Origin of the sequence: Kribbella sp. NBC_01510 (assembly GCF_045040325.1) — a bacterium.
Classification (GTDB): Bacteria; Actinomycetota; Actinomycetes; order Propionibacteriales; family Kribbellaceae; genus Kribbella.
The window spans coordinates 5539759-5562516 of record NZ_CP109418.1; the positions used below are offsets into that span (position 1 = coordinate 5539759).

23 protein-coding genes are annotated in these 22758 nt (G+C 69.3%); 13 read left to right on the forward strand and 10 right to left on the reverse strand.

Going from position 1 to position 22758, the window contains the following annotated elements; translation table 11 throughout:
* Positions 1-181: 181 nt before the first annotated feature.
* Positions 182-1954 carry an NAD+ synthase gene (locus OG558_RS27785; protein ID WP_405065637.1) on the reverse strand — a complete coding sequence of 591 codons (1773 nt, stop codon included), beginning with the start codon at positions 1952-1954 and terminating at the stop codon, positions 182-184.
* A gap of 28 nt (positions 1955-1982) precedes the next feature.
* Complete coding sequence (locus tag OG558_RS27790) at positions 1983-2504, reverse strand: AAA family ATPase (RefSeq protein WP_405065638.1); 522 nt, start codon at positions 2502-2504, stop codon at positions 1983-1985.
* Between the two features lie 639 nt (positions 2505-3143).
* Between OG558_RS27790 and OG558_RS27795 the strand changes: the two genes are divergently transcribed.
* Complete coding sequence (locus tag OG558_RS27795; protein ID WP_405065639.1) at positions 3144-4319, forward strand: DUF418 domain-containing protein; 1176 nt, start codon at positions 3144-3146, stop codon at positions 4317-4319.
* Here the strand turns inward: OG558_RS27795 and OG558_RS27800 are convergent.
* A complete protein-coding gene (locus tag OG558_RS27800; RefSeq protein WP_405065640.1) occupies positions 4265-4903 on the reverse strand; it encodes a peptidoglycan recognition family protein in 639 nt (212 codons plus the stop codon). The genes OG558_RS27795 and OG558_RS27800 overlap by 55 nt on opposite strands.
* A gap of 91 nt (positions 4904-4994) precedes the next feature.
* Between OG558_RS27800 and OG558_RS27805 the strand changes: the two genes are divergently transcribed.
* A complete protein-coding gene (locus OG558_RS27805) occupies positions 4995-5465 on the forward strand; it encodes a hypothetical protein (protein WP_405065641.1) in 471 nt (156 codons plus the stop codon).
* On the forward strand, positions 5462-6403 hold the full coding sequence (locus OG558_RS27810; RefSeq protein WP_405065642.1) for a hypothetical protein: 942 nt from the start codon (positions 5462-5464) through the stop codon (positions 6401-6403). The genes OG558_RS27805 and OG558_RS27810 overlap by 4 nt, the downstream gene beginning before the upstream one ends.
* Here OG558_RS27810 and OG558_RS27815 read toward each other — a convergent pair.
* On the reverse strand, positions 6335-6748 hold the full coding sequence (locus tag OG558_RS27815; RefSeq protein WP_329475547.1) for a hypothetical protein: 414 nt from the start codon (positions 6746-6748) through the stop codon (positions 6335-6337). The genes OG558_RS27810 and OG558_RS27815 overlap by 69 nt on opposite strands.
* A gap of 109 nt (positions 6749-6857) precedes the next feature.
* Between OG558_RS27815 and glnA the strand changes: the two genes are divergently transcribed.
* Entirely contained in the window at positions 6858-8198 is a 1341-nt protein-coding gene (gene glnA, locus OG558_RS27820) for a type I glutamate--ammonia ligase (RefSeq protein WP_328522078.1), read from the forward strand.
* Positions 8199-8239: 41 nt separating this feature from the next.
* The gene (locus OG558_RS27825) at positions 8240-8461 is read left to right on the forward strand and encodes a hypothetical protein (RefSeq protein WP_405065643.1); all 222 of its coding nucleotides are present in this window, start codon (positions 8240-8242) and stop codon (positions 8459-8461) included.
* 92 nt (positions 8462-8553) lie between these two features.
* On the opposite strand, the gene OG558_RS27830 is transcribed toward OG558_RS27825, so the two are convergent.
* Complete coding sequence (locus tag OG558_RS27830) at positions 8554-9048, reverse strand: hypothetical protein (RefSeq protein WP_405065644.1); 495 nt, start codon at positions 9046-9048, stop codon at positions 8554-8556.
* A 190-nt stretch (positions 9049-9238) separates the two neighbouring features.
* Between OG558_RS27830 and OG558_RS27835 the strand changes: the two genes are divergently transcribed.
* Positions 9239-12238 carry a bifunctional [glutamine synthetase] adenylyltransferase/[glutamine synthetase]-adenylyl-L-tyrosine phosphorylase gene (locus tag OG558_RS27835; protein ID WP_405065645.1) on the forward strand — a complete coding sequence of 1000 codons (3000 nt, stop codon included), beginning with the start codon at positions 9239-9241 and terminating at the stop codon, positions 12236-12238.
* Between the two features lie 131 nt (positions 12239-12369).
* Entirely contained in the window at positions 12370-13080 is a 711-nt protein-coding gene (gene trmB / locus OG558_RS27840) for a tRNA (guanosine(46)-N7)-methyltransferase TrmB (protein ID WP_329475550.1), read from the forward strand.
* On the opposite strand, the gene OG558_RS27845 is transcribed toward trmB, so the two are convergent.
* Entirely contained in the window at positions 13061-15691 is a 2631-nt protein-coding gene (locus OG558_RS27845; RefSeq protein ID WP_405065646.1) for a family 78 glycoside hydrolase catalytic domain, read from the reverse strand. The two genes, trmB and OG558_RS27845, sit on opposite strands and share 20 nt — an antisense overlap.
* A 187-nt stretch (positions 15692-15878) precedes the next feature.
* On the opposite strand from OG558_RS27845, the gene OG558_RS27850 reads away from it, so the two are divergent.
* The 5 genes from OG558_RS27850 (at position 15879) to OG558_RS27870 (ending at position 19350) form a co-directional block, all read left to right on the forward strand.
* Positions 15879-15965 (forward strand): putative leader peptide, encoded by an 87-nt coding sequence (locus OG558_RS27850; protein WP_363818422.1) that lies wholly within the window; start codon positions 15879-15881, stop codon positions 15963-15965.
* A gap of 98 nt (positions 15966-16063) precedes the next feature.
* A complete protein-coding gene (locus tag OG558_RS27855; RefSeq protein ID WP_405065647.1) occupies positions 16064-17146 on the forward strand; it encodes an ABC transporter substrate-binding protein in 1083 nt (360 codons plus the stop codon).
* 26 nt (positions 17147-17172) lie between these two features.
* Positions 17173-17970 carry an ABC transporter ATP-binding protein gene (locus OG558_RS27860; RefSeq protein ID WP_329475553.1) on the forward strand — a complete coding sequence of 266 codons (798 nt, stop codon included), beginning with the start codon at positions 17173-17175 and terminating at the stop codon, positions 17968-17970.
* Complete coding sequence (locus OG558_RS27865; RefSeq protein WP_405065648.1) at positions 17957-18835, forward strand: ABC transporter permease; 879 nt, start codon at positions 17957-17959, stop codon at positions 18833-18835. The genes OG558_RS27860 and OG558_RS27865 overlap by 14 nt, the downstream gene beginning before the upstream one ends.
* Positions 18836-18918: 83 nt before the next feature.
* On the forward strand, positions 18919-19350 hold the full coding sequence (locus OG558_RS27870) for a PLD nuclease N-terminal domain-containing protein (RefSeq protein ID WP_329475555.1): 432 nt from the start codon (positions 18919-18921) through the stop codon (positions 19348-19350).
* Between the two features lie 70 nt (positions 19351-19420).
* Here the strand turns inward: OG558_RS27870 and OG558_RS27875 are convergent, their stop codons facing one another.
* From OG558_RS27875 to OG558_RS27890, 4 genes are all read right to left on the reverse strand, one after another.
* On the reverse strand, positions 19421-19714 hold the full coding sequence (locus tag OG558_RS27875) for a WhiB family transcriptional regulator (protein ID WP_131350551.1): 294 nt from the start codon (positions 19712-19714) through the stop codon (positions 19421-19423).
* Positions 19715-19935: 221 nt separating this feature from the next.
* Entirely contained in the window at positions 19936-20490 is a 555-nt protein-coding gene (locus OG558_RS27880) for a histidine phosphatase family protein (protein ID WP_405065649.1), read from the reverse strand.
* Between the two features lie 9 nt (positions 20491-20499).
* On the reverse strand, positions 20500-20841 hold the full coding sequence (locus OG558_RS27885; protein WP_405072226.1) for a hypothetical protein: 342 nt from the start codon (positions 20839-20841) through the stop codon (positions 20500-20502).
* Between the two features lie 66 nt (positions 20842-20907).
* A complete protein-coding gene (locus OG558_RS27890) occupies positions 20908-21423 on the reverse strand; it encodes a GNAT family N-acetyltransferase (RefSeq protein WP_405065650.1) in 516 nt (171 codons plus the stop codon).
* A gap of 254 nt (positions 21424-21677) precedes the next feature.
* On the opposite strand from OG558_RS27890, the gene OG558_RS27895 reads away from it, so the two are divergent.
* Positions 21678-22757, forward strand: a complete 1080-nt coding sequence (locus OG558_RS27895; RefSeq protein ID WP_405065651.1) for a 3-deoxy-7-phosphoheptulonate synthase — start codon at positions 21678-21680, stop codon at positions 22755-22757.
* Position 22758 lies beyond the last annotated feature (1 nt).

Genomic DNA, 22758 nt, shown 5'->3' on the forward strand with positions numbered 1-22758 from the left:
TCATCGTCCCACCGTTGCGGAGGGTGAGCGCCACCGCCTGTGGGTGAGCGATCGCTCACATCGGTGAATTCCCTCCCCGCCCGACCGCCGCGGTCGTCAGCAGGCAGGCCGGAACGGCCGGTGGGCTCCTCAGGGGTGCCCCACGGGGTGTCGGTGGATGGGCGGTACCGCCAGGAGTCGCTCAGTGCTCGGCTGCCTTCCTTGCGTCCTCACGCCATGCGTTCGTGATCGGCAGTCGCCGGTCCCGGCCGAAAGCCTTGTGGGTGATCTTCGGGCCTGGTGGATACTGCCGGCGCTTGTACTCCGCCCGGTCGACCAGCTGGATCACCTTCGTGACCAGCTCGGTGTCGAACCCGGCGGCGACCAGCTCGGCACTGCCACGGTCCTGCTCGACGTAGTCGTCCAGCATGTCGTCGAGCAGATCGTACGGCGGCAGTGAGTCGGTGTCCTGCTGTCCCGGGCGCAACTCGGCCGACGGCGGCTTGGCGATCGAGTTCGCCGGGATCGGCGGCTGCTGGCCGCGGTCTATCGCGTCTTGGTTCCGCCACTTCGCCAGCCGCCAGACCAGCGTCTTCGGGACGTCCTTGAGCGGTGCGTAGCCGCCGACCGCGTCGCCGTAGATGGTCGAGTAGCCGACGGACAGCTCGGATTTGTTGCCGCAGGCAAGCACAAGGTGGCCGTCGGCGTTCGACAGGCCCATCCAGACGACCGCCCGGACCCGGGCCTGCAGGTTCTCCTCGGCCAGGCCGGTCAGGCCCAGCGTGTCGAGGAACGGCTGCACCATCGGCTGGATCGGTACGACGCGGTAGTTGAGGCCGGTGCGGGCCGCCAGATCGGCGGCATCGTCCTTGGAGTGGTCACTGGAGTAGACGCTCGGGTTGGAGATGCCGAACACGTGCTCGGGGCCGATCGCGTCACACGCGATCGCCGCGACCAGCGACGAGTCGATGCCGCCCGAGAGTCCGAGCAGGACGGACTTGAAGCCGTTCTTCTGGACGTAGTCGCGCAGGCCGGTGACGATCGCGCCGTACATCTCGGCCTCGTCGGACAGCCGCGGCGCGACGGCCGAGTCCATCGGCTCGTACGGCTCGAGGGCGTCCTCGTGCAGGACGGTGTGGACGATCTCGATGCCTTCGTGCGTGCCGGACGGCGTACCTGATGCGGCCGGGAGGTCGAGGTCGACGACCATGCTGCCCTGCTCGAACTGCGGGGCGCGGGCGAAGACGCTGCCCTCGGCGTCGGCGATCAGCGAGTCGCCGTCGAAGACCAGCTCGTCCTGGCCGCCGACCAGGTTGACGTAGGCGAGCGAGCAGCCGGCCTCGCGGGCGCGGCGGCGGACCAGGTCACCGCGGACGTCGTCCTTGTTCGCCTCGTACGGCGAGCTGTTGACGACGAGCAGCAGACCGGCGCCGGCGGCCTTGGTGACGGCGACCGGGCCGCCGTCCTGCCACAGGTCCTCGCAGATGACCAGGGCGACGTCGATGCCGTGGATCCGGATCACCTGCAGGGTGTTGCCGGGGACGAAGTGCCGGAACTCGTCGAAGACGCCGTAGTTCGGCAGGTGGTGCTTGACCGCGCTGGTCACGACCCGGCCCTGGTGGATCACCGCGGCCGAGTTCGTCGGGGAGCCCTTGGGGCGGCCGAGCCGGTCGATGCCCATCGCCGTACCGCCGGCGCGGTCGAGGTAGCCGCAGACCACCACGATGTCGCCGAGCCCTTCGTCGGCCAGCCGCTGGGCGAGGTCGTGGATCCGCGCCTGCGACGCGTCCACGAACGACGCCCGCAGCGCCAGGTCCTCCACCGGGTAGCCGGTCAGCCCGAGCTCCGGGAAGGCCACGACGTGGGCACCGCGCTCGACAGCGTTACGGGTCCACGCGACGATCTTGTCCGCGTTCCCGTCAATGTCACCCACGGTCACATTGAGCTGAGCAAGAGCTACCCGAAGCTGAGGCACGGGAGCACATTACTGGTTCCCCCGGCTCTTACCCACGTGAGATGTACTTGCGGACGAGTCGCAGGTTCCCGTCGACCGGATCCAGCGCGTCCACGGTCAGGTGTTCATGGGTCAGGACCGGGAACTCCACGCGCATCCGCTCAACGTGATCCCAGCCGACCTCGTGCCATCCGGGGATGCCCCGCGTGCGGCCCTCCAGCCGCCGCCGATGCTCCACCTCGTCAGTACAAACGCACATGATCACGTCGAGCCGAGCGTCGTACTCCGCCGCCGTCTTCTGCCAGCGCTCCGCGACCAGATCGTCGATGAGACCGTCCACGATCGCGGACTGTCCGAGCATCAGTTGTCGTTTGATCAACGCCTCCAGCAGGTCGTAGTACATCGCAAGGAAGGTCGGCCGGCTGAGCCCGGTCGGCACGCCGTGCGGCTTGAGCGCTCCCAGCAACCAGTCGCCGGCAAAAGCGGGAACGCCGGTCTCGGTGGCGAGGGCCTCGGCCAGGGTCGACTTTCCGGTGCCGGGCAACCCGGTGAACGCGATGACGCTTCCCATGCCGACGAATCTAGCGACGCACCTGAAGGTCGCCTCTGTCGTCGTCCCTGGTTCCTCTGGACCGGGGAGGCTTTCCCTCCCGAATCGGGCTGTGTTCTGAATCGGGCAGATATCCTCCCCCCACTCCGCTCGCCGGTCACGGGGCGACTTTGTGCACCAGATGCGTACGCCGAGGCAGTCGCCGTGCGGATCTCGTGCACAAAGTGACCGATCGCGATGGTGTGGGCTGCGGCGCTGCGGGATGTCGGCGTGGCTGGTGCAGTGGTCGGCGCGGTCCGGTGGATTGCCCAACGGTTATGCGGCTCTCCTGCTGGATGTGTGGGCGAAGTACACATCGTCAAGGCAGGCATCAGATCCTGAGGTACGCAACGCGTTCCGGTCGTGGGCGGGTCGGCGGGTGTGCAAGGTCGACAGGAGGTGTCCGCCCCGGGCCGGGCGAGGTCAGGCGTGAATGGCTCGCCTGACCACCACCCCGGACCGACACGTCCTGTCGAGCTTGCACATCAGCCGACCTCGCTCACTTCGCCCACACATCCAGCAGAAGAGCCGGTTATTGACGTGGCACCAGCGACCAAGGTTCGCCGCCCGGGGACTTTCGGCGGATGCGAGAGCGGGGCCGCGCGGCTTTGACTCGCTGGTATGAGCGTTCAGGGTGGACCGACCGGGTTGAGTGAGCGGGCCTTGGGGCCGGATCTGGCTCGGGGGTTCATGTTGCTGTTCATTGCGTTGGCCAACTCGCACTACTTCATCTACGGCGACCGGGTGTTCGGGGGGTTTCCGGTCGAGGCTGGCGTCGTGGGGATGGGGATCTCGACGTTCGTGGATGGGCGGGCGTTTCCGATGTTCGGGGTGTTGTTCGGGTACGGCGTGGCACAGATCGTGCGGCGGCAGCGGGATGCGGGGACCGAGTGGTGGGGGATCCGCAAGCTGCTGTGGCGGCGGAGTCTGGTGTTGGTGGTGCTCGGGTTCCTGCACGCGATGCTGCTCTACATCGGCGACATCCTCGCGGCGTACGGCGTACTCCTCTTCCTCGGGGTCTGGGCACTGCGCTGGAAGGACCGCTGGCTGTTCATCGTGGCCGCGTTCGTGCTCGTGCTCACCGCGCTCCCGAGTGACGACTCGATGGCGACCGCCTCCGACGCGGCGGATCCCTCGATGCTGCCGCCGGACTTCATCGGCCAGTTCGGCGACCGGATCGTCGTGCAGCCGTTCATCGCCGGGCTCGGATGGATCGGGTTCGTCACCCCGTTCCTGATCGGGCTCTGGGCCGGCCGGCGGCGCATCCTCGAGCGTCCCGCCGAGCACCTCACCCTGCTGACCACGACCGCGGTCGTCGGCCTCACCATCGCGGTGGCCGGCGCCCTGCCGGTGTCGCTGGTCGTCGGCGGAGTGATCGACCAGCCGAGCGACCACGCGCTGAATATCCTCGGTCCGCTGCACGACGCATCTGGTGTCTTCGGCGGTTTCGGGTACGCCGCCCTGATCGTCCTGATCGCGCTGCGGCTGAACGATCGCCAAGGTCCGATCACCCTGGCGATCGCCGCCGTCGGCCAGCGCTCGCTGACCTGTTATCTGTCCCAGTCCGTGATGTGGGCTGTCGTCTTCACGCCGTACCTGCTCGACCTGTCGCGCACGCTCACCCCAACCACGACGGCATTGCTCGCCGTCGCGACCTGGCTGGCGACCGTGGTGATAGCCGACCAGATGCGACGCGTCGGCTACCGCGGACCGTTCGAGCTCCTGATCCGTCGGATCACTTATCAGCCGAGGACGACCGCGGCCACCCGGTCGCGCAGCTCGGGCAGCCTCGCGTAGAAGACGTCACCGGGGCACTGGGTCGTGTTGTAGTCCCGGTGCCCGACGATCGCCGCGTGCGGATCCAGGCCGTACTTCGTGCACAGCCAGGCGCACGTCAGCACCGACATGTCGAACAGCGCGGTCGGCACGTTCTCGGTGACGTAGATGCCCTCGTGCTCGATGCCGATCGTGTGGCTGTTGTTGTTCGCCGTCTGGGCGCCGAGCACGTTCTGCCCGTTGTTGATCGAGGACAGCGACTTGCTCCGGCCCTCCATCAGGAACCCGCCGCGGCTGATCGTCAGCTGGTTGCCGATGTCGATCCAGCCGTTGGTGTCCATGTGCAGGTCCTGGATCCAGTGCTGGACCTTGTACGCCGCCGCGAGCGAGTAGTCGGTGACGTTCGGGCTCGCGGTGTGGTGGATGACGATGTGGTCGGGCGCGCCGATCACGGAGGTGGCGGACTTGGGTGGACGCGCGGACCATTCCGTGCGCGTGTAGCAGCGCGGCGCGGGGGCTGCCTGGGCTGCTGTGGCCGGGAGGGAGACGCAGCCGATCAGTACGCCGCCGGCGGCAGCGCCGCGCAGCAGGGTACGCCGGGACATCCGAACGCGTTGGAAATTTTCTGGGGCGGTCATACTTCAGAAAATCCCCTACCAGTGACCCCTCGAAACCGGGGATGGTCTAATGACGGGCGTGACAGAAGGTGTACGGGCGGGGGACGTCCGGCTGGGCCGGATCGGCAAGGGCGTACGGGTGGCAGTCGCCCTGGCCGGGATCGGCCTGCTGATCAACGGTTCGGTGCGGGCCTCCGACGACGCCTGGCCGTTCGGCCCGATGTCGCAGTACGCCGGATCGGTCGCCGACGACGCCGCGATCACGTTCACCCGGATCAGCGCGCTCACCGATGCCGGTACGACGGTCGACGTACCGCTGAACATCGAGGGCGCCGGCGTCGCCCGGGCCGAGATCGAGGCCCGGACCGGCGAGATCGTCAAGGACCCCTCGCTGCTGCAGCAGGTCGCGGACGGGTGGGCGCGCAAGCATCCGGACAAGCCGAAGTACGTGAAGCTCGAACTGATCCGGGACACCACCCAGTTGGTCAAGGGCCGGGTCGAGGGCCCGCCGACCTCCGAGGTCCTCGCCACCTGGGAGGTGCGCAAGTGAGCACCTCCGAGACCGCCGGGCGGACCACGGCCAGCCGGGTCGCCGACTGGTTCACGCCGAAGATCGCCCTCGCCCGGGTCGCGTACCTGCGGACGGTCTTCTATCTGTTCGTCATCCTCGACATGCACGCGTTCGTCCGCGACACCCGCGACAAGGGCGAGCACCCCGGCCTGTACCAGCCGTTGCTGCTGGCGCGCATGCTCGATCTGCCCAAGCCGTCGGTCGCCAACACGACCGCCCTGTACGTCGTCCTGATCGTGGCCTGCCTGGTCGGCGCGACCAACTACTTCCCGCGGATCGCGGGCTGGATCGTGGCGCCCGCGTTCACCTGGTGGGTGTTGATCGGGATGAGCGACGGCAAGGTCGACCACGACCACCTTGCCTTGGTGGTCGCCCTCTGGGTCCTCCCGACCGTGAAGGCCGGCCGCCGCGGCCGAGCGTCGTACGGCGATCAGACCAGATCCGAGGCCGCCGGCTGGGCGATCAAGTGCATCCAGATCTCGGTGATCGCGACCTACTTCCTGTCCTCGATCGCCAAGCTCCGTGGTGCCGGATGGACGCTCGCGTGGCCGAACAGCGCGATCCTGACCTGGGCGATCGTACGGCGGCCGCACCCGGTCGGGGAGTGGTTGCTGCATCACCCATGGATGCTGCACGTGATGCAGTGGGTCGGCATCATCGCGGAGTTCCTCTCGCCGGTGATCCTGTTCCTGAAGGGCCGGTGGCAGTTGCTCGGGGCCCTGTTCTTCCTCGGGTTCCACGCGGCGAACACGGCGATCCTGCTGATCCACTTCCTGCCGACGGTGGTCTGCTGGCTCGCGTTCGCGCCGCTCGAGCGGGTGGTGCCGTGGTTCCAGCGGCGGCGGGCGTCAGAAGGCGGAGAGCCCGAAGACCAGGCCGAAGAGAGCTGGGAGGCCAAGGAGCAGGCCGGCGCGTAGCCGGAACCGGCGGCCGCCGGGACCCGGTGTCCGGACGACCCGGGACAGCACGGCCCCGGCGTACCCGAAGACCAGTGCGGCGAGCAGGATCTGCTTGGTCGGCAGGTTGTCGGCCTCGTGGTGGGTCAGCCCGAGCGTGACCAGTCCCGGGCAGCAGAACGCGAACATGCCGAACCCGAGCTCCGGGACCGGCAGCCAGCGCCGGCCGAGGACGTCGCGCTCGGCGGGCCGCTTCTTCCGGATCGACTGGACGAATCGGGCCGTGCTGAGCAGCAGGTCACTCAGGCACAGCAGCGCGGCCACGATCAGCGCCACCTGGTACCCGGCGCCGAAGATCGTCTGCACAAGGGAACACGCTAGGCCCTGACGGGGTGGATGTCGCCCGCAGCACGTAACGTCTGCTTAACAGAGCCGGGGCACACTGTGTGCGGGCTTCACATCTGGAGGTGGACTGATGGACAAGCAGCAGGAGTTCGTGCTGCGCGCGCTGGAGGAGCGCGACGTACGCTTCGTGCGGCTCTGGTTCACCGACGTGCTCGGGTTCCTGAAGTCGGTGGCGGTGGCGCCGGCCGAGCTGGAGGGCGCGTTCGCCGAGGGGATCGGCTTCGACGGATCCGCGATCGAGGGGTTCGCCCGGGTGACCGAGGCGGACATGCTGGCCAAGCCGGACCCGTCGACGTTCCAGATCCTGCCCTGGCGGGGCGAGACGATGGGCACCGCGCGGATGTTCTGCGACATCAACATGCCGGACGGGTCCGCGTCGTTCGCCGACCCGCGGCACGTGCTGAAGCGGACGTTGTCGAAGGCGGCCGACCTCGGATTCACCTTCTACACGCACCCCGAGATCGAGTTCTACCTGTTCAAGTCGCTCGTCGGCGCGCCCGGGACGACGCCGGAGCCGGTCGACTCGTCCGGGTACTTCGACCACACGCCGCAGGGGATCGGGAACGATTTCCGCCGTGAGGCGATCACGATGCTCGAGTCGATGGGCATCTCGGTCGAGTTCAGTCACCACGAGGGCGGGCCGGGCCAGCAGGAGATCGACCTGCGGTACGCCGACGCACTGTCGACCGCGGACAACATCATGACGTTCCGGGTGGTGGTGAAGGAGGTCGCGCTGTCGCAGGGCATCTACGCGTCCTTCATGCCGAAGCCGCTGAGTGACCAGCCCGGGTCCGGCATGCACACCCACATGTCGCTGTTCGAGGGTGACCGGAATGCGTTCTTCGAGGGCGGCGCGCAGTACCAGCTGTCCAAGACCGGGCGCGCGTTCATCGCCGGGCTGCTGCACCACGCGGCCGAGATCACCGCGGTGACGAACCAGTGGGTGAACTCGTACAAGCGGCTCGCGGTCGGTGACGAGGCGCCGTCGTTCATCTCCTGGGGGCACAACAACCGGTCCGCGCTGGTCCGGGTGCCGATGTACAAGCCGCACAAGGGGCAGTCGAGCCGCGTCGAGTTCCGCTCGCTCGACTCCGCGGCGAACCCGTACCTCGCCTTCGCGCTGATGCTGGCGGCCGGGCTCAAGGGCATCGAGGAGGGGTACGAGCTGCCGCGTGAGGCCGAGGACGACGTCTGGTCGCTGACCGCCCGCGAACGCAAGGCCCTCGGCATCAAACCGCTCCCCAGCAGTCTCGCCGAAGCCATCCAGGCGATGGAGGACAGCGAACTGGTCGCCGAGACCCTCGGCGAGCACGTCTTCGACTTCTTCCTCCGCAACAAGCGCGCCGAATGGCAGGACTACCGCCGCCAGGTCACCCCGTTCGAGCTGAACAAACTCCTCCCTGTCCTGTAGAGCTGGTGCCGCGTCAAGCAAGGTGGGGAAGATGATCTGGAATGGCCACCTCCCCGAAGCCGGCCCCGGCGGCACGTGCGGGGTTCACCCCTGATCTGATCCCTTCACACCTGGTATGCGGTGGGGTGAAGGGTGCAGTTGCGAGGTTCTCCCTTGATGTTGTCCCGTGCGGAAGCCAGCTGAACGCGTACGACGCCAGCGACGTGCCGGTCCACGTGGGCGCGACAGGCAAGTTCGCGGTGCTGAACCAGTTCGCCGACTGATCAGCCCACCAGGATCTCGATGATCCGCACGGGCTGCCGGGGCGAGGCCGCGATCCGGTAGCCCATTGCCGACGACCTGCAACGGCGGGCGGTCAGACGTTGGCGGGCTGCGGTGGTGCGTCGTCCGAGGCGTGTTGCGAGGTCCACCGGGATGCGGCCGTGGAGTGCCGGTACGGCGGCTCGCCCGCAGACGGCTGTGTGAGGGTCTGGATCGGCGGCTCTTCCACGGCCGGGATCACCGGCGTGCCGTCGGGGGCCAGGGCGTGCACTTCCTCGACCGTGAGCAGGCCGACCGGGCGAACTCCCTCGGTGATCACCACCAGGCAGCCGGGAATCACCTGCTGGGCCCGATTTCCCTTGGCCGGCACGAGAATGCCCTCGGCCTGCGTCCGCCAGGCGCCGGGCGCGAACCGGCGCAGCGCGATCCCTGCCTGACCGTCCTCGGCCGTCCGTGGTGGCAGGTACGCGGTGGCTGTGTAGTCGTAGTCGTAATCCGGCTCAGGCGGCCCGGACACTCGCCCGCCCTGCTGGGGCGTCAACCAGACCACCGTGCCCCGAACAGCGAGCGACCCCGTCATCATGACCATGAGAAGCCATCATGCCGACTACAGCCCGAATATGCCAGGCAACTCCGTGTGTTGATCGCAATCCCCTCGCAATCAGGTCGCGCGCTCATCGAGATTGTGTCACGCGGGAGCCCGCGCGGCAGATGTGAGGGGCCTGGTAGAGCTGACGCCCGGGGGTTGGCGGGTGGGTGCGCTTGGGTAGCCTGCAGACGTGGCTGAGGCTCGGAGGGGTTCGTGGGAAGGACGGCTGGCCCGGCTGGGCTTCGGGGATCCGCACCGGGCCGGGGTGATGCTGGAGCAACTGGACGCGCTGGACACCCGTAGCCCGATGGCCACCGAGCAGCTGATCACCACTCTCTCGGAGTCGGCGGATCCGGACCTCGCGCTGCACGGGCTGTGCGGCATGGTCGAGGCGCTGCAGCGGCATCAGTACGACGTCGCCGCCTTCACGCGCACGCTCGAGATGGACGACGGCTTCCGGCGCCGGCTGGTGTACGTCCTGGGCGCGAGCGAGGCTCTCGGGCGGCATCTCGGCGTACATCCGCGGCACTGGTACGACCTGGCCGATCCCGCGCTGGCCGGCGCGCGCCCGTCGGTCGAGGACGTCGCGGCCAAGCTTGCGACCGCTGTCGACGCCGACAACCCGGTCGATGCCTTGCGCATCGAGTATCGGCGGTTGCTGCTGAGGCTCGCCGCACGTGACCTCGCCGAGGGTCTGCTGGTCGACGAGGTGGCCGCCGTACTGGCCGACCTGGCCGGGGGAGCGCTCGAGACCGCCCTGCACATCGCCCGCAACGAGTACTTCGCCGCGCACCCCGGCGCGGCCGACTGCCGGCTCGCGATCATTGCCATGGGCAAGTGTGGCGGCCGCGAACTCAACTACGTCAGCGATGTCGACGTGTTGTTTGTCGCCGAGCCGCTCGACGGTGAGCCGGAGGCACCCGCGCTGAAGACCGCGACCCAGCTGGCCGCCGCCGCGATGCGGATCTGCTCGGCCCACACCGGCGAGGGCACGCTCTGGCCGGTCGACGCCGCGCTGCGCCCGGAAGGCAAGGCCGGCCCGCTCGTTCGCACCCTCGACAGCCACCTCGCGTACTACCAGCGCTGGGCCAAGACCTGGGAATTCCAGGCCCTGCTCAAGGCTCGCCCGGTCGCGGGCGACGCCAAGCTCGGTCAGCAGTACGCCGAGAAGACCGCGGAGCTGGTGTGGTCGGCGGCCGATCGCGAGGGGTTCGTCGACGACGTCCAGGCGATGCGGCGTCGGGTCGTCGACCACCTCCCCGCGGCCGACGTCGATCGCCAGCTCAAGCTCGGCCCCGGCGGTCTGCGAGACGTGGAGTTCGCCGTACAACTCCTGCAGCTCGTCCACGGCCGCAGCGACGACGCGGTCCGCAGCGGTACGACGCTCGTCGCGCTGGAGGCGCTCACCAAGACCGGGTACGTCGGCCGCACGGACGGCGCCGTCCTCGCCGACGCGTATCGCTTCCTCCGGTCGATGGAGCATCGCATCCAGCTGTACCGGTTGCGTCGTACACATCAGGTGCCGGACGACGAAGCCGACCTGCGCCGGCTCGGCCGTTCGCTCGGATTCACGAAGAACCCGGTCGGCGATCTGACCGCCGCCTGGAAGAAGCACGCGCTCGAGGTACGACGGCTGCACGAGAAGCTGTTCTACCGGCCACTACTCGCGGCCGTCGCCCGCATCCCCGGCGGCGAGGTGCGGCTGACGCCGGAGGCCGCCAAGCAGCGCCTGACCGCGCTCGGGTACGCCGACCCCGCCTCGGCGCTGCGGCACATCGAGGCCCTGTCCGAGGGGGTGTCGAGGCGATCGTCGATCCAGAAGGCGTTGCTGCCCGCGATGCTCGGGTGGTTCGCGGAGTCGCCGGATCCCGACGCGGGGCTGCTTGCCTTCCGGACCATCTCCGACGCGCTCGGGTCCACGCCGTGGTACCTACGCCAGCTTCGCGACGAGGGCGCGTCGGCCGAGCGGCTCGCCCACCTGCTCGCGAGCGGCCGGTACGCCGTGGACCTGTTGCAGCGCGCGCCCGAAGCGACCGCGATGCTCGCCGACGAACGCGAACTCGTGCCACGGACGCAGGAAGCCCTGCTGAGCGAGATGTCCGCCGCCGCCCGCCGGCACGACGAGCCCGAGGCCGCGGTGGCCGCGATCCGGGCGGTCCGGCGGCGCGAGCTGTTCCGGGTGGCCGCGGCGGATCTGTCCGGGCTGCTCGACATCGAGGCGGTCGGGGAGGCGCTGACCGTGATCTCGGTCGGGACACTGACCACCGCCCTGGACGTCGCGCGGCGGGCTGTCGCACAGCGCTTGATTGCAGAGGGTGAGCCCGAGCCGACCCGGATGGCGATCGTCGCGATGGGCCGGTTCGGCGGGCACGAGCTCGGGTACGGCAGCGACGCGGACGTGATGTTCGTCCACGACCCGAAGCCGGGTGCGGACGAGAAGGCGGCGACCGACTTCGCCACGCAGGCGGCGACGGAGTTCCGCCGGTTGCTGGCGCTGCCGGGCGCGGACCCGGCCGTCGCGGTCGATGCCGACCTGCGTCCCGAGGGCCGGCAGGGCGCGTTGGTCCGGACGTTGGCGTCGTACGCGTCCTACTACGCGCGCTGGTCCGCGGTGTGGGAGGCGCAGGCGTTGCTGCGCGCCGATCCGCTGTGTGGTGACGCCGATCTGTGCCAGTCGTTCCGGGAGCTGATCGACCCGCTGCGCTACCCGGCGAACGGGGTCAGCGAGCGCGACGTGATGGAGATCCGCCGTATCAAGGCGCGCGTGGACGCCGAACGTCTGCCGCGCGGCGCGGACCCGAGCACCCACACCAAGCTCGGTCGCGGCGGTCTCGCCGACATCGAGTGGACGGTCCAGCTCCTCCAGCTCCGCGAGGCGCACCGGGTCCCCGGCCTCCGGACGACGCGCACGCTCGGTGCACTGGACGCGGCCGTCGAGGCCGGCCTGGTGGAACCGGCCGAAGCGAACACGCTGCGGGCCGCGTGGACGATGGCCTCCCGCATCCGCAACGCGATCATGCTGGTCCGCGGCCGTCCCAGCGACTCCCTCCCGCGCGACCCCCGCGACCTGGCCGCGGTCGCCCAGATCTGCGGCTACCCACCCGGCGAATCCAGCCGTTTCTCCGACGACTACCTCCGCCTGACCCGCCACGCCCACAACACCGTCGCCCGCCTGTTCTGGGACGACTGAGTGGTACCGAAGAACGGGTAGTGGTCGACCCCACCCACCCCAAGCCCGCCTGGCCACCTCGCGCAGGACCTGCCGGCGGGGACTACTACCCGTTCTTCGGTACGTTTCCCGGGTTTCCTAGACTCGTGCTGGTGGATGCGGTGGATCAGGTCAGGCAGGAAGGTGTGTTCAGCCACGTCCGGCGGAGTGTGCGGATGACGGCTGGGCAGCGGCGCGTGTGGGAGACACGCTGGTCCGAGCTGGGCCACAAGCTCGAGGACCTGCCGCCGGGAGCGGTCGATCTGGCCGAGTGGTTCGGGCGCGACGCGCCGACCGTGCTGGAGATCGGGACGGGAATGGGCGACGCGACCGCCCAGCTCGCGGTCGCGGCGCCGGAGGTCAACCACCTGGCCGCCGAGGTGTATCCGGCCGGCCTTGGCCAGCTGATGCTGTGGATGGAGAAGTACGACCTCGACAACGTCCGGCTGCTGCACGGCGACGCGCTCGACTTCCTCCGCGACCACGTGGCTCCCGGCGGGCTGGCCGGCGTACGGATCTACTTCCCGGACCCGTGGCCGAAGAAGCGGCACCACAAGCGCCGGCTGGTCACGCCGCCGTTCGTGCGGCTGGTGGCGTCCCGGTTGCAGCCCGGCGGGACGTTGCATCTGGCAACCGACTGGGCGGACTACGCGGAGCAGATGCGCGACGTTTGCGAGGCCGAGCCGGCCTTGCGCAACCAGTACGACGGCTGGGCCCCGCGACCCGAATGGCGGCCGGTCACCAAGTTCGAGTCCCGCGCCCAGGCCGAGGGCCGCGCGTGCCGTGACCTTCTCTACACCAAGGTCACGCCGACCGGCTCGTGAAGCTCCACTGCCCGGCCGGCACCGTGTAGATCGTGAACCCGTCCTGGTACAACGCCTCGCCCGCCAGCGGAGCCGGTACGGCGGTGACGTCCGACGCGGCCGCGGACGGTACGTGGACCTCGGCCGTCGTACCGACCGGGACCTGCACGTCCAGTGACAGCACCCGGCTCGTCTTCTTCCACACCACCGACACCCGGCCGCGGATCGTCTCGGTCCGGATGCTCGCGGAGTCCACTTCGCCGCGCGCGTCCGGCCGGACGACCATCCGCTCCCAGCCAGCGTCGACGTTGCGGAGGCCGGCCACGTTCTCGAAGATCCACTCCACGACCGTGCCCTGGAAGTAGTGGTTCCGCGACCGCGAGTCGTCCTCCCACTTCTCCCACATCGTGTCCGCGCCGAGCTCGAACCAGTAGCCCCAGCTCGGGTACGTCCGCTGCAACGCGACCTTCGTCGCCGCGTCGCCGTACCCGTGCGCGGTGAGCACCGGCAGCAGTACGCCGACACCGAGGCAGCCGGTGTTGAGATGGAAGCCGCGCGCTTCGACGTCGGCGGCCAGGTTGGCCGCGACCCGCTCGACCAGCTCATCGGGCACGATGCCGAACGCCAGCGGCACGGCGTTGGACGTCTGCCGGTAGTCCGGATCGTCGGCCGAGCGATAGCGGCCCGCATCACGATCCAGGAACGCGCGGTTCAAGCCGTCGGCGAGCTCGGCCGCCGCTTTGCGATAGTCGTTGGGCTGGCCAATGATGTCGCCGATCTCGGCGGCCGCGACCACGGCCCGGTACAGGTAGGCCGTACCCGTGAGCCGCCGGTCCTCCGGCGCCGGGCCGCTGCCGTAGCCCGGCGGGAGCCAGTCGCCGAGCACGCTGACGGACAAGCCGTCCTCGACCCGGTCGAGCTCCCAGGCGAGGTAGCGGGTGAGCGAATCCCAGTGCTCGCGCAGCAGTCGCTCGTCGCCGTACCAGCGGTACAGCTCGCGCAGCAGGAACGGATAGACCGTCGGCCACTCGGTCGCGGGGGAGAGGTCGGTGAATCCCCAGCCGCTGGACGGGACGATCACCGGCAACTGCCCGGACTCCGCCTGGCTGTCCCGGATGTCGCCGAGCCACTTGGTGAAGAACCGCGCCAGGTCGAGCGTGGCCAGCATCGTCGGCCCGCCCACTTGCGCGTCACCCGTCCAGCCGTTCTTCTCGAAGAACGGCGTATCGGTCGGGATCCCGTGCAGATTGCTCAGGATCGTCCGGCGCATCGCCTGATCGAACTGCTCGTACGACGGCTGGGTCGACGTGAACCGGGTCACCGGGCGCACGTCGGAGTGGACGACCCGCATCAGCACGTCGGGACGCTCGGTGACGCCCTCGACCTGGACGTAGCGGAAGCCCTTGTAGGAGAAGCGCGGTTCCCACTCCTCGACGCCGTTGCCGGCGGCAATGTATTCGTCGCGCTGGATGCGGTCGCCCTCGACATGCCCGTTGGCCGCCACCACGTTGCCATCGGTCACCGTCTCGCCGTGGGTCAGGCTGATGGTGGCGCCGGCGTCGGCGGTGGCCCGGAGCTTGGTCCAGCCGGCCGTGGTCCGGCCGAAGTCGACGATCCAAACACCGGGCCGGGTCTCGGTCACGTCCGCCGGGGGGACGGTCTCGATGACACGGATCGGCTCGTGCTCCTGGGCTCGCACCTGTCCCTTCGGTGCATCCACCTGCGCAGCGGTCGACCAGGTCGAGTCGTCGAAGCCGGGCGCGTCCCAGCCGGGCAGTGCGCGGCGGGCGTCGTAGGTCTCGCCGGTGTAGAGGGAGTCGGAAAGGGTCGGGCCGCCGGTGATGCGCCATGACTCGTCCGTGACCACCTCGGCCGTGCGGCCGTTGTCGTACTCGATCACCAAACGGGCGATCAGGCGTGGCTCGGCGGACCATGGTGTCTGGTGCCAGCGCCAGACGTTCGGGCTGGTCAGACCGAAGAACCCACGGCCGAGCTCCGCGCCGACCACGTTGTCACCGGGCTGCAGGAGGTCGGTGACGTCGTGGGTCACGTACAGGACGGTGTGGTCGTAGGCGGTGAAGCCAGGGTCGAGGACCGAGTCACTCACTGCTTGGCCGTTGAGCCGGAGGTCGGCGTACCCGAGGCCGCTCGCATACAGCCGCGCTCGGCGTACGGTCCCGTCGACCGCAAAGCCCCGGCGCAGGAGCGGAGCGCTGTCCACCTCGCCACCGATCCAGCGCGCGGCGGCGAACCCCTCGTCGAGGAGAGCGGTCTCGAACCATTCGGGCGCGGCCCACTCGCCGGCCCGCTCGAGTCCGTCCCACAGGCGCACCGTCCAGTGGTAGCGGGTGCGCGGCGCCACCAGGCCCTCGTGCTCGACGCCGAAGGTCCGCGCCGAGCTCACCTTGCCCGAGTCCCAGACGTCAGCATCCTCCGGTGTCAACAGCTCCGGCGCGGTGGCGACGAGGATCTGGTACGCCGTCTGGGTCGCGCCGTACCCGGGAGCCGTGGCGATCCAGCTCAGCCGGGGCCTGGTCACCTCGGTCCCCAGCGGCCGGACGGCGTACTCGGTCTTGAGGGATCGGGCGGTCAGCGGACCACCAGGCGTCCAACCGTCCGGCAGATCTGGCATCAGGCGGCTCCTCGGGATGGGGCTAGGCACCTCGAGGACCGTAGGCAGCCGGGCGGCTTGCTTTCAACACTGTGACCAGATCCGGCCGTGGGTGATCGAAATTGATCGTTTGTCTCACTTCGCGATTCGTCGTCTCACATCGCGAAACCTGAGCATGTTACTCGACTTTGTCCGCTTTCATGGACTCATGCAGGTCACCGCAAACCGGCCCGCCGACGCGCTCACCCGCCGTCGGCACGTCGACCTGCTCCGCGTCGCCTCCGCGACCTGTTGACCTTCGGCGCCGTCCTCAGCCCGCTGCCGTTCCAGCCCGCTCTGAACCACGCCCGCCCGCGGTGAGTCTCCGCCGCCCGCACAATCAAAGGTCTTCCTGTGAGCATTCCCAGCATTCGTCCTGCCCGCCGTCGCCTGTTCGCCGCCTCCGCGGCTGCCTTGGCCCTGCTCGTCGCCGCCGCCGGTTGCTCGCGGGCCGACCGCGACGCCGCCCCGGCCGCCTTGTCCGACAAGGGCCCGGCCACCGAGCTCCGGCTCGGCTACTTCCCGAACGTCACCCACGCCGCCGCGCTGGTCGGCGTGGGCAAGGGCCTGTTCACCAAGGAGCTCGGCAGCACCAAGCTCGTGCCGACCAAGTTCAACGCCGGCCCGGAAGCCGTCGGCGCGCTGCTCGGCGGCTCGCTGGACGCGTCCTTCATCGGCTCGGGTCCCGCGATCAACGCCTACGCGAAGTCCAACGGCGAGGCGGTCCGCCTGATCGCCGGTACGACGTCCGGCGGCGCACAGCTCGTGGTCCGGTCGACGATCACCAAGCCGGAGGACCTGGTCGGCAAGACCGTCGTCACCCCGCAGCTCGGCAACACCCAGGACGTCTCGCTGAAGAAGTGGCTGGCCGAGAAGAACCTGACCGGCAAGGTCAAGGTCACCAACCTGGAGAACGCCCAGACCCTGGACGCCTTCAAGAAGGGCGACGTCGACGCCGCCTGGTTGCCCGAGCCCTGGTCGTCGCGGCTCGTCCTCGACGCCGGCGCGAAGGTGCTGCTGGACGAGGCGTCGCTGTGGCCGGACGGCAAGTTCCCGACCACCGTGCTGATCGTCCGGACCCAGTTCCTGCAGGAGCACCCGGAGACGGTGAAGGCGCTGCTCACCGGCCTGGTCGCCTCGATCGACTTCGCGAACACCGACAAGGCGGCCGCCAAGACCGTGGTGAACGACCAGTTGAAGGAGGCGACCGGCAAGGCACTGAAGCCGGCCGTCATCGACCGCGCGTTCGAGCACATCGAGATCACCGCGGACCCGATCGCGTCCACGTTCCCGCAGCTGGCCAAGGACCAGGTCACCGCGGGTATCGCCAAGACGGCACCGGCCGTCGCCGGGTTCGCCGACCTCGGCCCGCTGAACGACGTACTGAGCAAGGCAGGCAAGCCGGCCGTCGACGCCGCCGGCCTGGACAGCAAGTAGTTCACGAAGTATCCGAGGGAGGCCCCATGACCGCGATAGTCGAGCTCGATCAGACCGTGTCGGACAGCGTGATCAGTCCGGTGCGGTTCCACCAGGTCGGCAAGGCGTTCGGGACCGGCCGGAAGGCGGTCGTGGCGCTGGACGGCGTCGATCTCGAGGTCGGGGCGGGTGAGTTCGTCTGCCTGCTCGGCGCCTCGGGCTGCGGGAAGACCACGTTGCTCAACCTGGTCGCCGGCCTGGACCAGCCGACCAGCGGGCGGATCGAACTCAACTCGTCGCGGCCGGCCGTCGTGTTCCAGGAGGCCGCGCTGATGCCGTGGCTGACGGCCGCCGGGAACGTCGAGCTCCCGCTGCGGATGGCCGGCGTACCGAAGTCGCAGCGGCGCGCGAAGGCCGCCGAACTGCTGGAGCTGGTCAGGCTGGCCGGGTTGGGTGACAAGCGGCCGCATGAGCTGTCAGGTGGCATGCGGCAGCGCGTCGCGTTGGCGCGCGCTCTGGCCTCGACGACGGACAACACCGGTAGCGGCGCGGGCAAGCCGTCGCTGCTGCTGATGGACGAGCCGTTCTCGGCGCTCGACGCGATCACGCGCGACGTCCTGCAGGGCGAGCTGCTGCGGATCTGGCGTGCGACCGGTACGGCGATCCTGTTCGTGACGCACGACGTCCGCGAGGCCGTCCGGCTCGGTCAGCGCGTCGTCCTGCTGTCGTCGCGGCCGGGTCGCGTCGTCCGCGAATGGGACGCCGGCAAGCTACCCGAGGCTGACTCGGTCGACGAGATCAATGCCGCGCTGCGCAAGGTGATCAGTAGCCATGCCGCAGCCTGAGCTTCTGGAAGCGGGATCGGTCGAAGCCGGTCTGGACGCGCTGGACACGCCGGTCAACGCGCCCGAGGGCTCGCGCGCGCGGCGGATCGCGGCCCGGGTGCTGCCGCCCGTGGGTGCGATCGTGGTGATGGTCGTGGTGTGGCAGGTGTTGTGGGCGGCCGCGTTCTGGCCCGAGTTCAAGCTGCCCGCGCCGGCTGACGTCTGGGGTCAGATCTGGCAGCTGGTGACGACCGGCAAGATCGTCGAGCTGTTCTGGGTGTCGGTGCACCGGGCCGTGATCGGCTTCGCGCTCTCGCTGCTGATCGCCGTACCGCTCGGGCTGGCGATCGCCAACATCACCGTCGTACGGCGGGGGATCGGGCCACTCGTCTCGGGGTTGCAGAGCCTGCCGTCGGTGGCCTGGGTGCCGGCCGCGATCCTGTGGTTCGGGTTGAACGACCGGGCGATCTACTGGGTCGTGCTGCTGGGTGCGGTGCCGTCGATCGCGAACGGGCTGGTGTCCGGGCTGGACCAGGTGCCGCCGATCCTGCCGCGGGTCGGCAAGGCGCTCGGCGCCGGTCGGTGGGGCGGGATCCGGTACATCCTGCTGCCGGCCGCGTTGCCCGGGTTCCTCGGCGGACTCAAGCAGGGCTGGGCGTTCTCGTGGCGGTCGCTGATGGCGGCCGAGCTGATCGCGACCTCGCCCGAGCTCGGCGAAGGCCTGGGGCAGTTCCTGCACAACGGGATGTCGCTGTCGGACATCTCGACGGTGTTCGCCGGCATCCTGCTGATCTTCGTGGTCGGGGTCGGCATCGAACTGCTGGTGTTCCGGCCGCTGGAGAACTCGGTGCTGCGCGCGCGGGGGCTGACCGCCTCGGCCAGTTGAGCTTCGGGGCCCGGCTGGTTACGGGTTAGCGACTTGGCCGTCGTGGCGCGGGCGTGTTGCCCGAAGCGCCGTACTGTTGGACCGTGGTCCGATTTCTGCCGTTCCTGATCAGCCTGGTGCTCAGCGTCTACGCGCTGTTCTCCTGCATCCAGACACCCGATGAGGACGTGCCGCATCTGCCCAAGCTGGTGTGGATCGTCCTGATCGTGTTCGTCCCGTTCGTCGGGCCGATCGTCTGGCTGCTCATGTCGCGCACCGCGAGCGGCCGTCGCGACGCCGGCGTCCGGCCGTCGAAGCCGGGTCTGCGCCCGGTGGCGCCCGATGACGATCCGGACTTCCTCAAGTCACTGGATCGCTACCGGGACCCGCGGACGACGGTGAAGCCGCCGGAGGACACCAAGCCGCCCGAGCCGCCGAAGCAGGACAAGCCCGAGGACAAGAAGAGACCCAAGGACAAGAAGCCGCCGGCCGCGCCGGAGGAGACCACAGCAGAGCCCGACGACGGTAAGGCCTGAGCTTTCGCGCAGGCCTCACCGGGCCGGACGATCTGCGGCTGTGGGTGGTGGAGAAGCAGCTCCCCGCGGGCTACGCGGACTTTCGGTGTTCGGGCAGGAGGGTGTTGTCGCGTTCGGACTCCGTGGTGCCGCCCCAGACGCCGTACGGCTCTCCGACGGAGAGCGCGTGCTGACGGCATTCGGGCTGGACCGGGCAGGTGCCGCAGAGCGACTTGGCCACCATCTCGCGGGCTCGTTTGCGGACGCCACGCTCCGATTCGGGCGAGAAGAACAGCTCTGGGTTGACATCGCGGCACGCGGCCTGCGACTGCCAGTCCCACAGATCCATGAGCGGGCGGGGTAGGCGAGGCATCCCTCTCGACATGGCAACCTCCTTGACTCACCGTGAGCGCGGACGGGCGCTCGGTGAAAACTATGCTCAACTCACACCGAGTTCAACCCTCGTTGTCTCGAACTTCGGTTCATTTGTTATCGCGAAGTGGCCGCGCGACGCCGTCGCGGGCCGTGATCAGGGGTTTTCACGCGGAGCCGGTGTTCACGTCATCACCAGGTGTGACATGGGTCACTCGGTTGCTTCAAGCAAGTTCAGAGCGGGCCGTCGTCGGCCGGGTCGTACCGGTAGTACTCGTGCCCGCCGTACGGCGTACCCGTCTCGCCGGTCAGCGCACGGATCACCATCGCGTGCGTGATCGCGAGCACCGGTCCGTCCGTGCTGGCCGTGTGACGGGCCAGTGCCGCCCGGGCTCGCTCCCGGACCCGGGAGAGTGGCTCCCAGGGCCGCTGGAGGCCTTCCGGCCACTCGCCGTCGTACGCCTCCAACTCGGCGTGGACCGCCCGTACGTCGGCCACACCGCGCCAGGACCCGGTATGGTCCGGGAGCCAGTCGCGCAGGTCGTAGTCGACCCGGACGCCGAGAGCCAGCCGGTGACCGATGATCGCGGCGCTGTGCAGCGCCCGGGTGAACGGGGAGCTGACCAGGTATGTCGCCTGGATGCCGCTGAGCAGGTCAGCGAGCTCCTCGGCCTGCTTGACGCCGAGGGCGGTGAGAGGGGCGGAGTCGGCCGCCATCCCGGGCCAGCCCCGGGAATCGATCGGCGCGTAGTCCGGCTCACCGTGCCGGACCAGGTAGATCTGCGTCACGGGCATGTTCTACCTGAGATGGCGGGCGCCTGCCCATCCCCGGCCGTGGCCGGGCTGGACCGGATCGCTCAGCGCGGCCGGTGGCCGAACCTGATGCAGCTCGTCGAAGAGGTCGTCGATGCCGGCCGGCTCGGCCGGCGACCCGATCCAGCGGACCTCGGTCGCACCCTGGTGGCCGTGCACCGCGAGGACCGAGTCGAGGTCCGGCCAGACCGCCGTCGCGGGGTTGTCACCCCGCCAGCGCAGCGCCACCGAGCCGTCGGTGAACTCACAGCCCTCGGCGACCACACCCGTGCCTGACACCCCACTTGGATCCCGGTACCGCACCAGCTCGAAGGTCCGCGGCCTCACCACCTGCTGCACTCCCCGTTGTCTCGACCCGTCTTGCAGCCCTCAACGAGTCCACACCGCTCGTGGTTACTGACCGGCGACCGAACGACGCATGAAGATCCGCTCGGCGGGGTCGAGTCCGAACGCCGTCTCCGCCGCCAGCAGGTCGGTCAGCCCGGAGGTCAGCTCCTGCGGCGACAGCTCCTGGAAGCCGAGGCGGGCGTAGTACGGCCCGTTCCACGGCACGCTGCGGAATGTGCTGAGGGTCAGGGCCGGCAGCCCCTGCTCCGCGGCCCAGGCGTCGACGTGGCCGATCATCCGGCGGCCGAGTCCCTGACCCTGGTGATCCGGGTGGACGCTGATCTGCTCGATGTGGGCCGCGCCGTCCACCAGCGTGATGAGGACGAAGCCGGTCGGGTGATCGTCGGCGTCGACCGTCACCCAGAGGCGGCCGGCCTGACGGGCCTGCTCGAAGAGCTGGAGCGGTGGCGGCGGGTGCTCGGCAATGTCCATCATCCCGATGCGGCGGAAGAGCACGCCGGCGGCGGACTCCAGGGTGCGCAGGAGCTCCAGCTCGTCCTGGCGCGCGGCACGGATGGTCACCGGACGAGACAACCATGACCGAGGAGCGGACGCCACGGAGTTTCCGGCAGTGGTAGCCTCTGTCACGTGAAGCGCAGCTATTGGCGATTTTTTGAGTGGCCGGCCTTGGTGCCGGGCGACTCAGCCGATCGCTGACGCCCAACCGCAGACACCAGAGCCGGCCCGAAGGCAAGGACATCCGTCCTTGCCTTTTCTCGTTCCCAGCCGGCTGCCTGCGACCTTCCGCGGGTCATCCGGCGGAAAGGTCCCCACACATGAACACCCTCCCGCAGCAGGCCGATCAGGCGGCGGTCGTCGATCGACGGATCGAGAAGACCGTCCCGCTGATCACGCCGCAGGCCCTGCACGACGAACTGCCGCTGAGCGACGCCCTGGTCCGGACCGTGGTCGACGGTCGCCAGGCGGTCGCCGACGTACTGAACGGCGTCGACGACCGCCTGCTGGTCGTCGTCGGTCCGTGCTCGGTGCACGACGCGAAGGCGGCCCACGAGTACGCCGAACGCCTCCGGCCGGTCGCCGAGCGACTCTCCGACGGTCTGCTCGTGGTCATGCGCGTGTACTTCGAGAAGCCGCGCTCGACCCTGGGCTGGAAGGGTCTGATCAACGACCCGGGCCTGGACGGCTCCGGCGACGTGAACCGTGGTCTGCGGACCGCTCGTCAGCTGCTCGTGCAGGTGCTCGAGCTCGGCCTCCCGGTCGGCTGTGAGTTCCTCGACCCGATCACGCCGCAGTACATCGCCGACACCGTCGGATGGGGTGCGATCGGCGCGCGGACCGTCGAGAGCCAGGTGCACCGCCAGTTGTCGTCCGGCCTGTCGATGCCGATCGGGATGAAGAACCGCCCCGACGGCTCGATCGCTACGGCGGTCGACGCGATCAAGGCCGCCGCCGTACCGCACGTCTTCACCGGCATCGACCACGACGGCGCGCCGGCCATCCTGCACACCCGCGGCAACCCGGACTGCCACCTGGTACTGCGCGGATCGGACAGTGGACCGAACTACGACGCGGACTCCGTCGCGGGTGCGCAGGAACTCCTCCGCAAGGCCGGTCTGCCGGAGCGGGTGGTCATCGACGCGAGCCACGGCAACAGCCGCAAGGACCACCGCCGGCAGCCGGTGGTGGCCGAGGAGATCGGCGCGCAGGTCGCGGCGGGCAACCGCGCGATCGTCGGCGTGATGCTGGAGTCGTTCCTCCAAGAGGGCCGGCAAGACCTCGACCCGACCCGCGAACTGACCTACGGACAGTCGATCACCGACGCCTGCATGGGCTGGGAAACCACTGAAACAGTCCTCTCGACATTGAGGGATGCGGTGCTCGCGCGGAGGGGCTAGC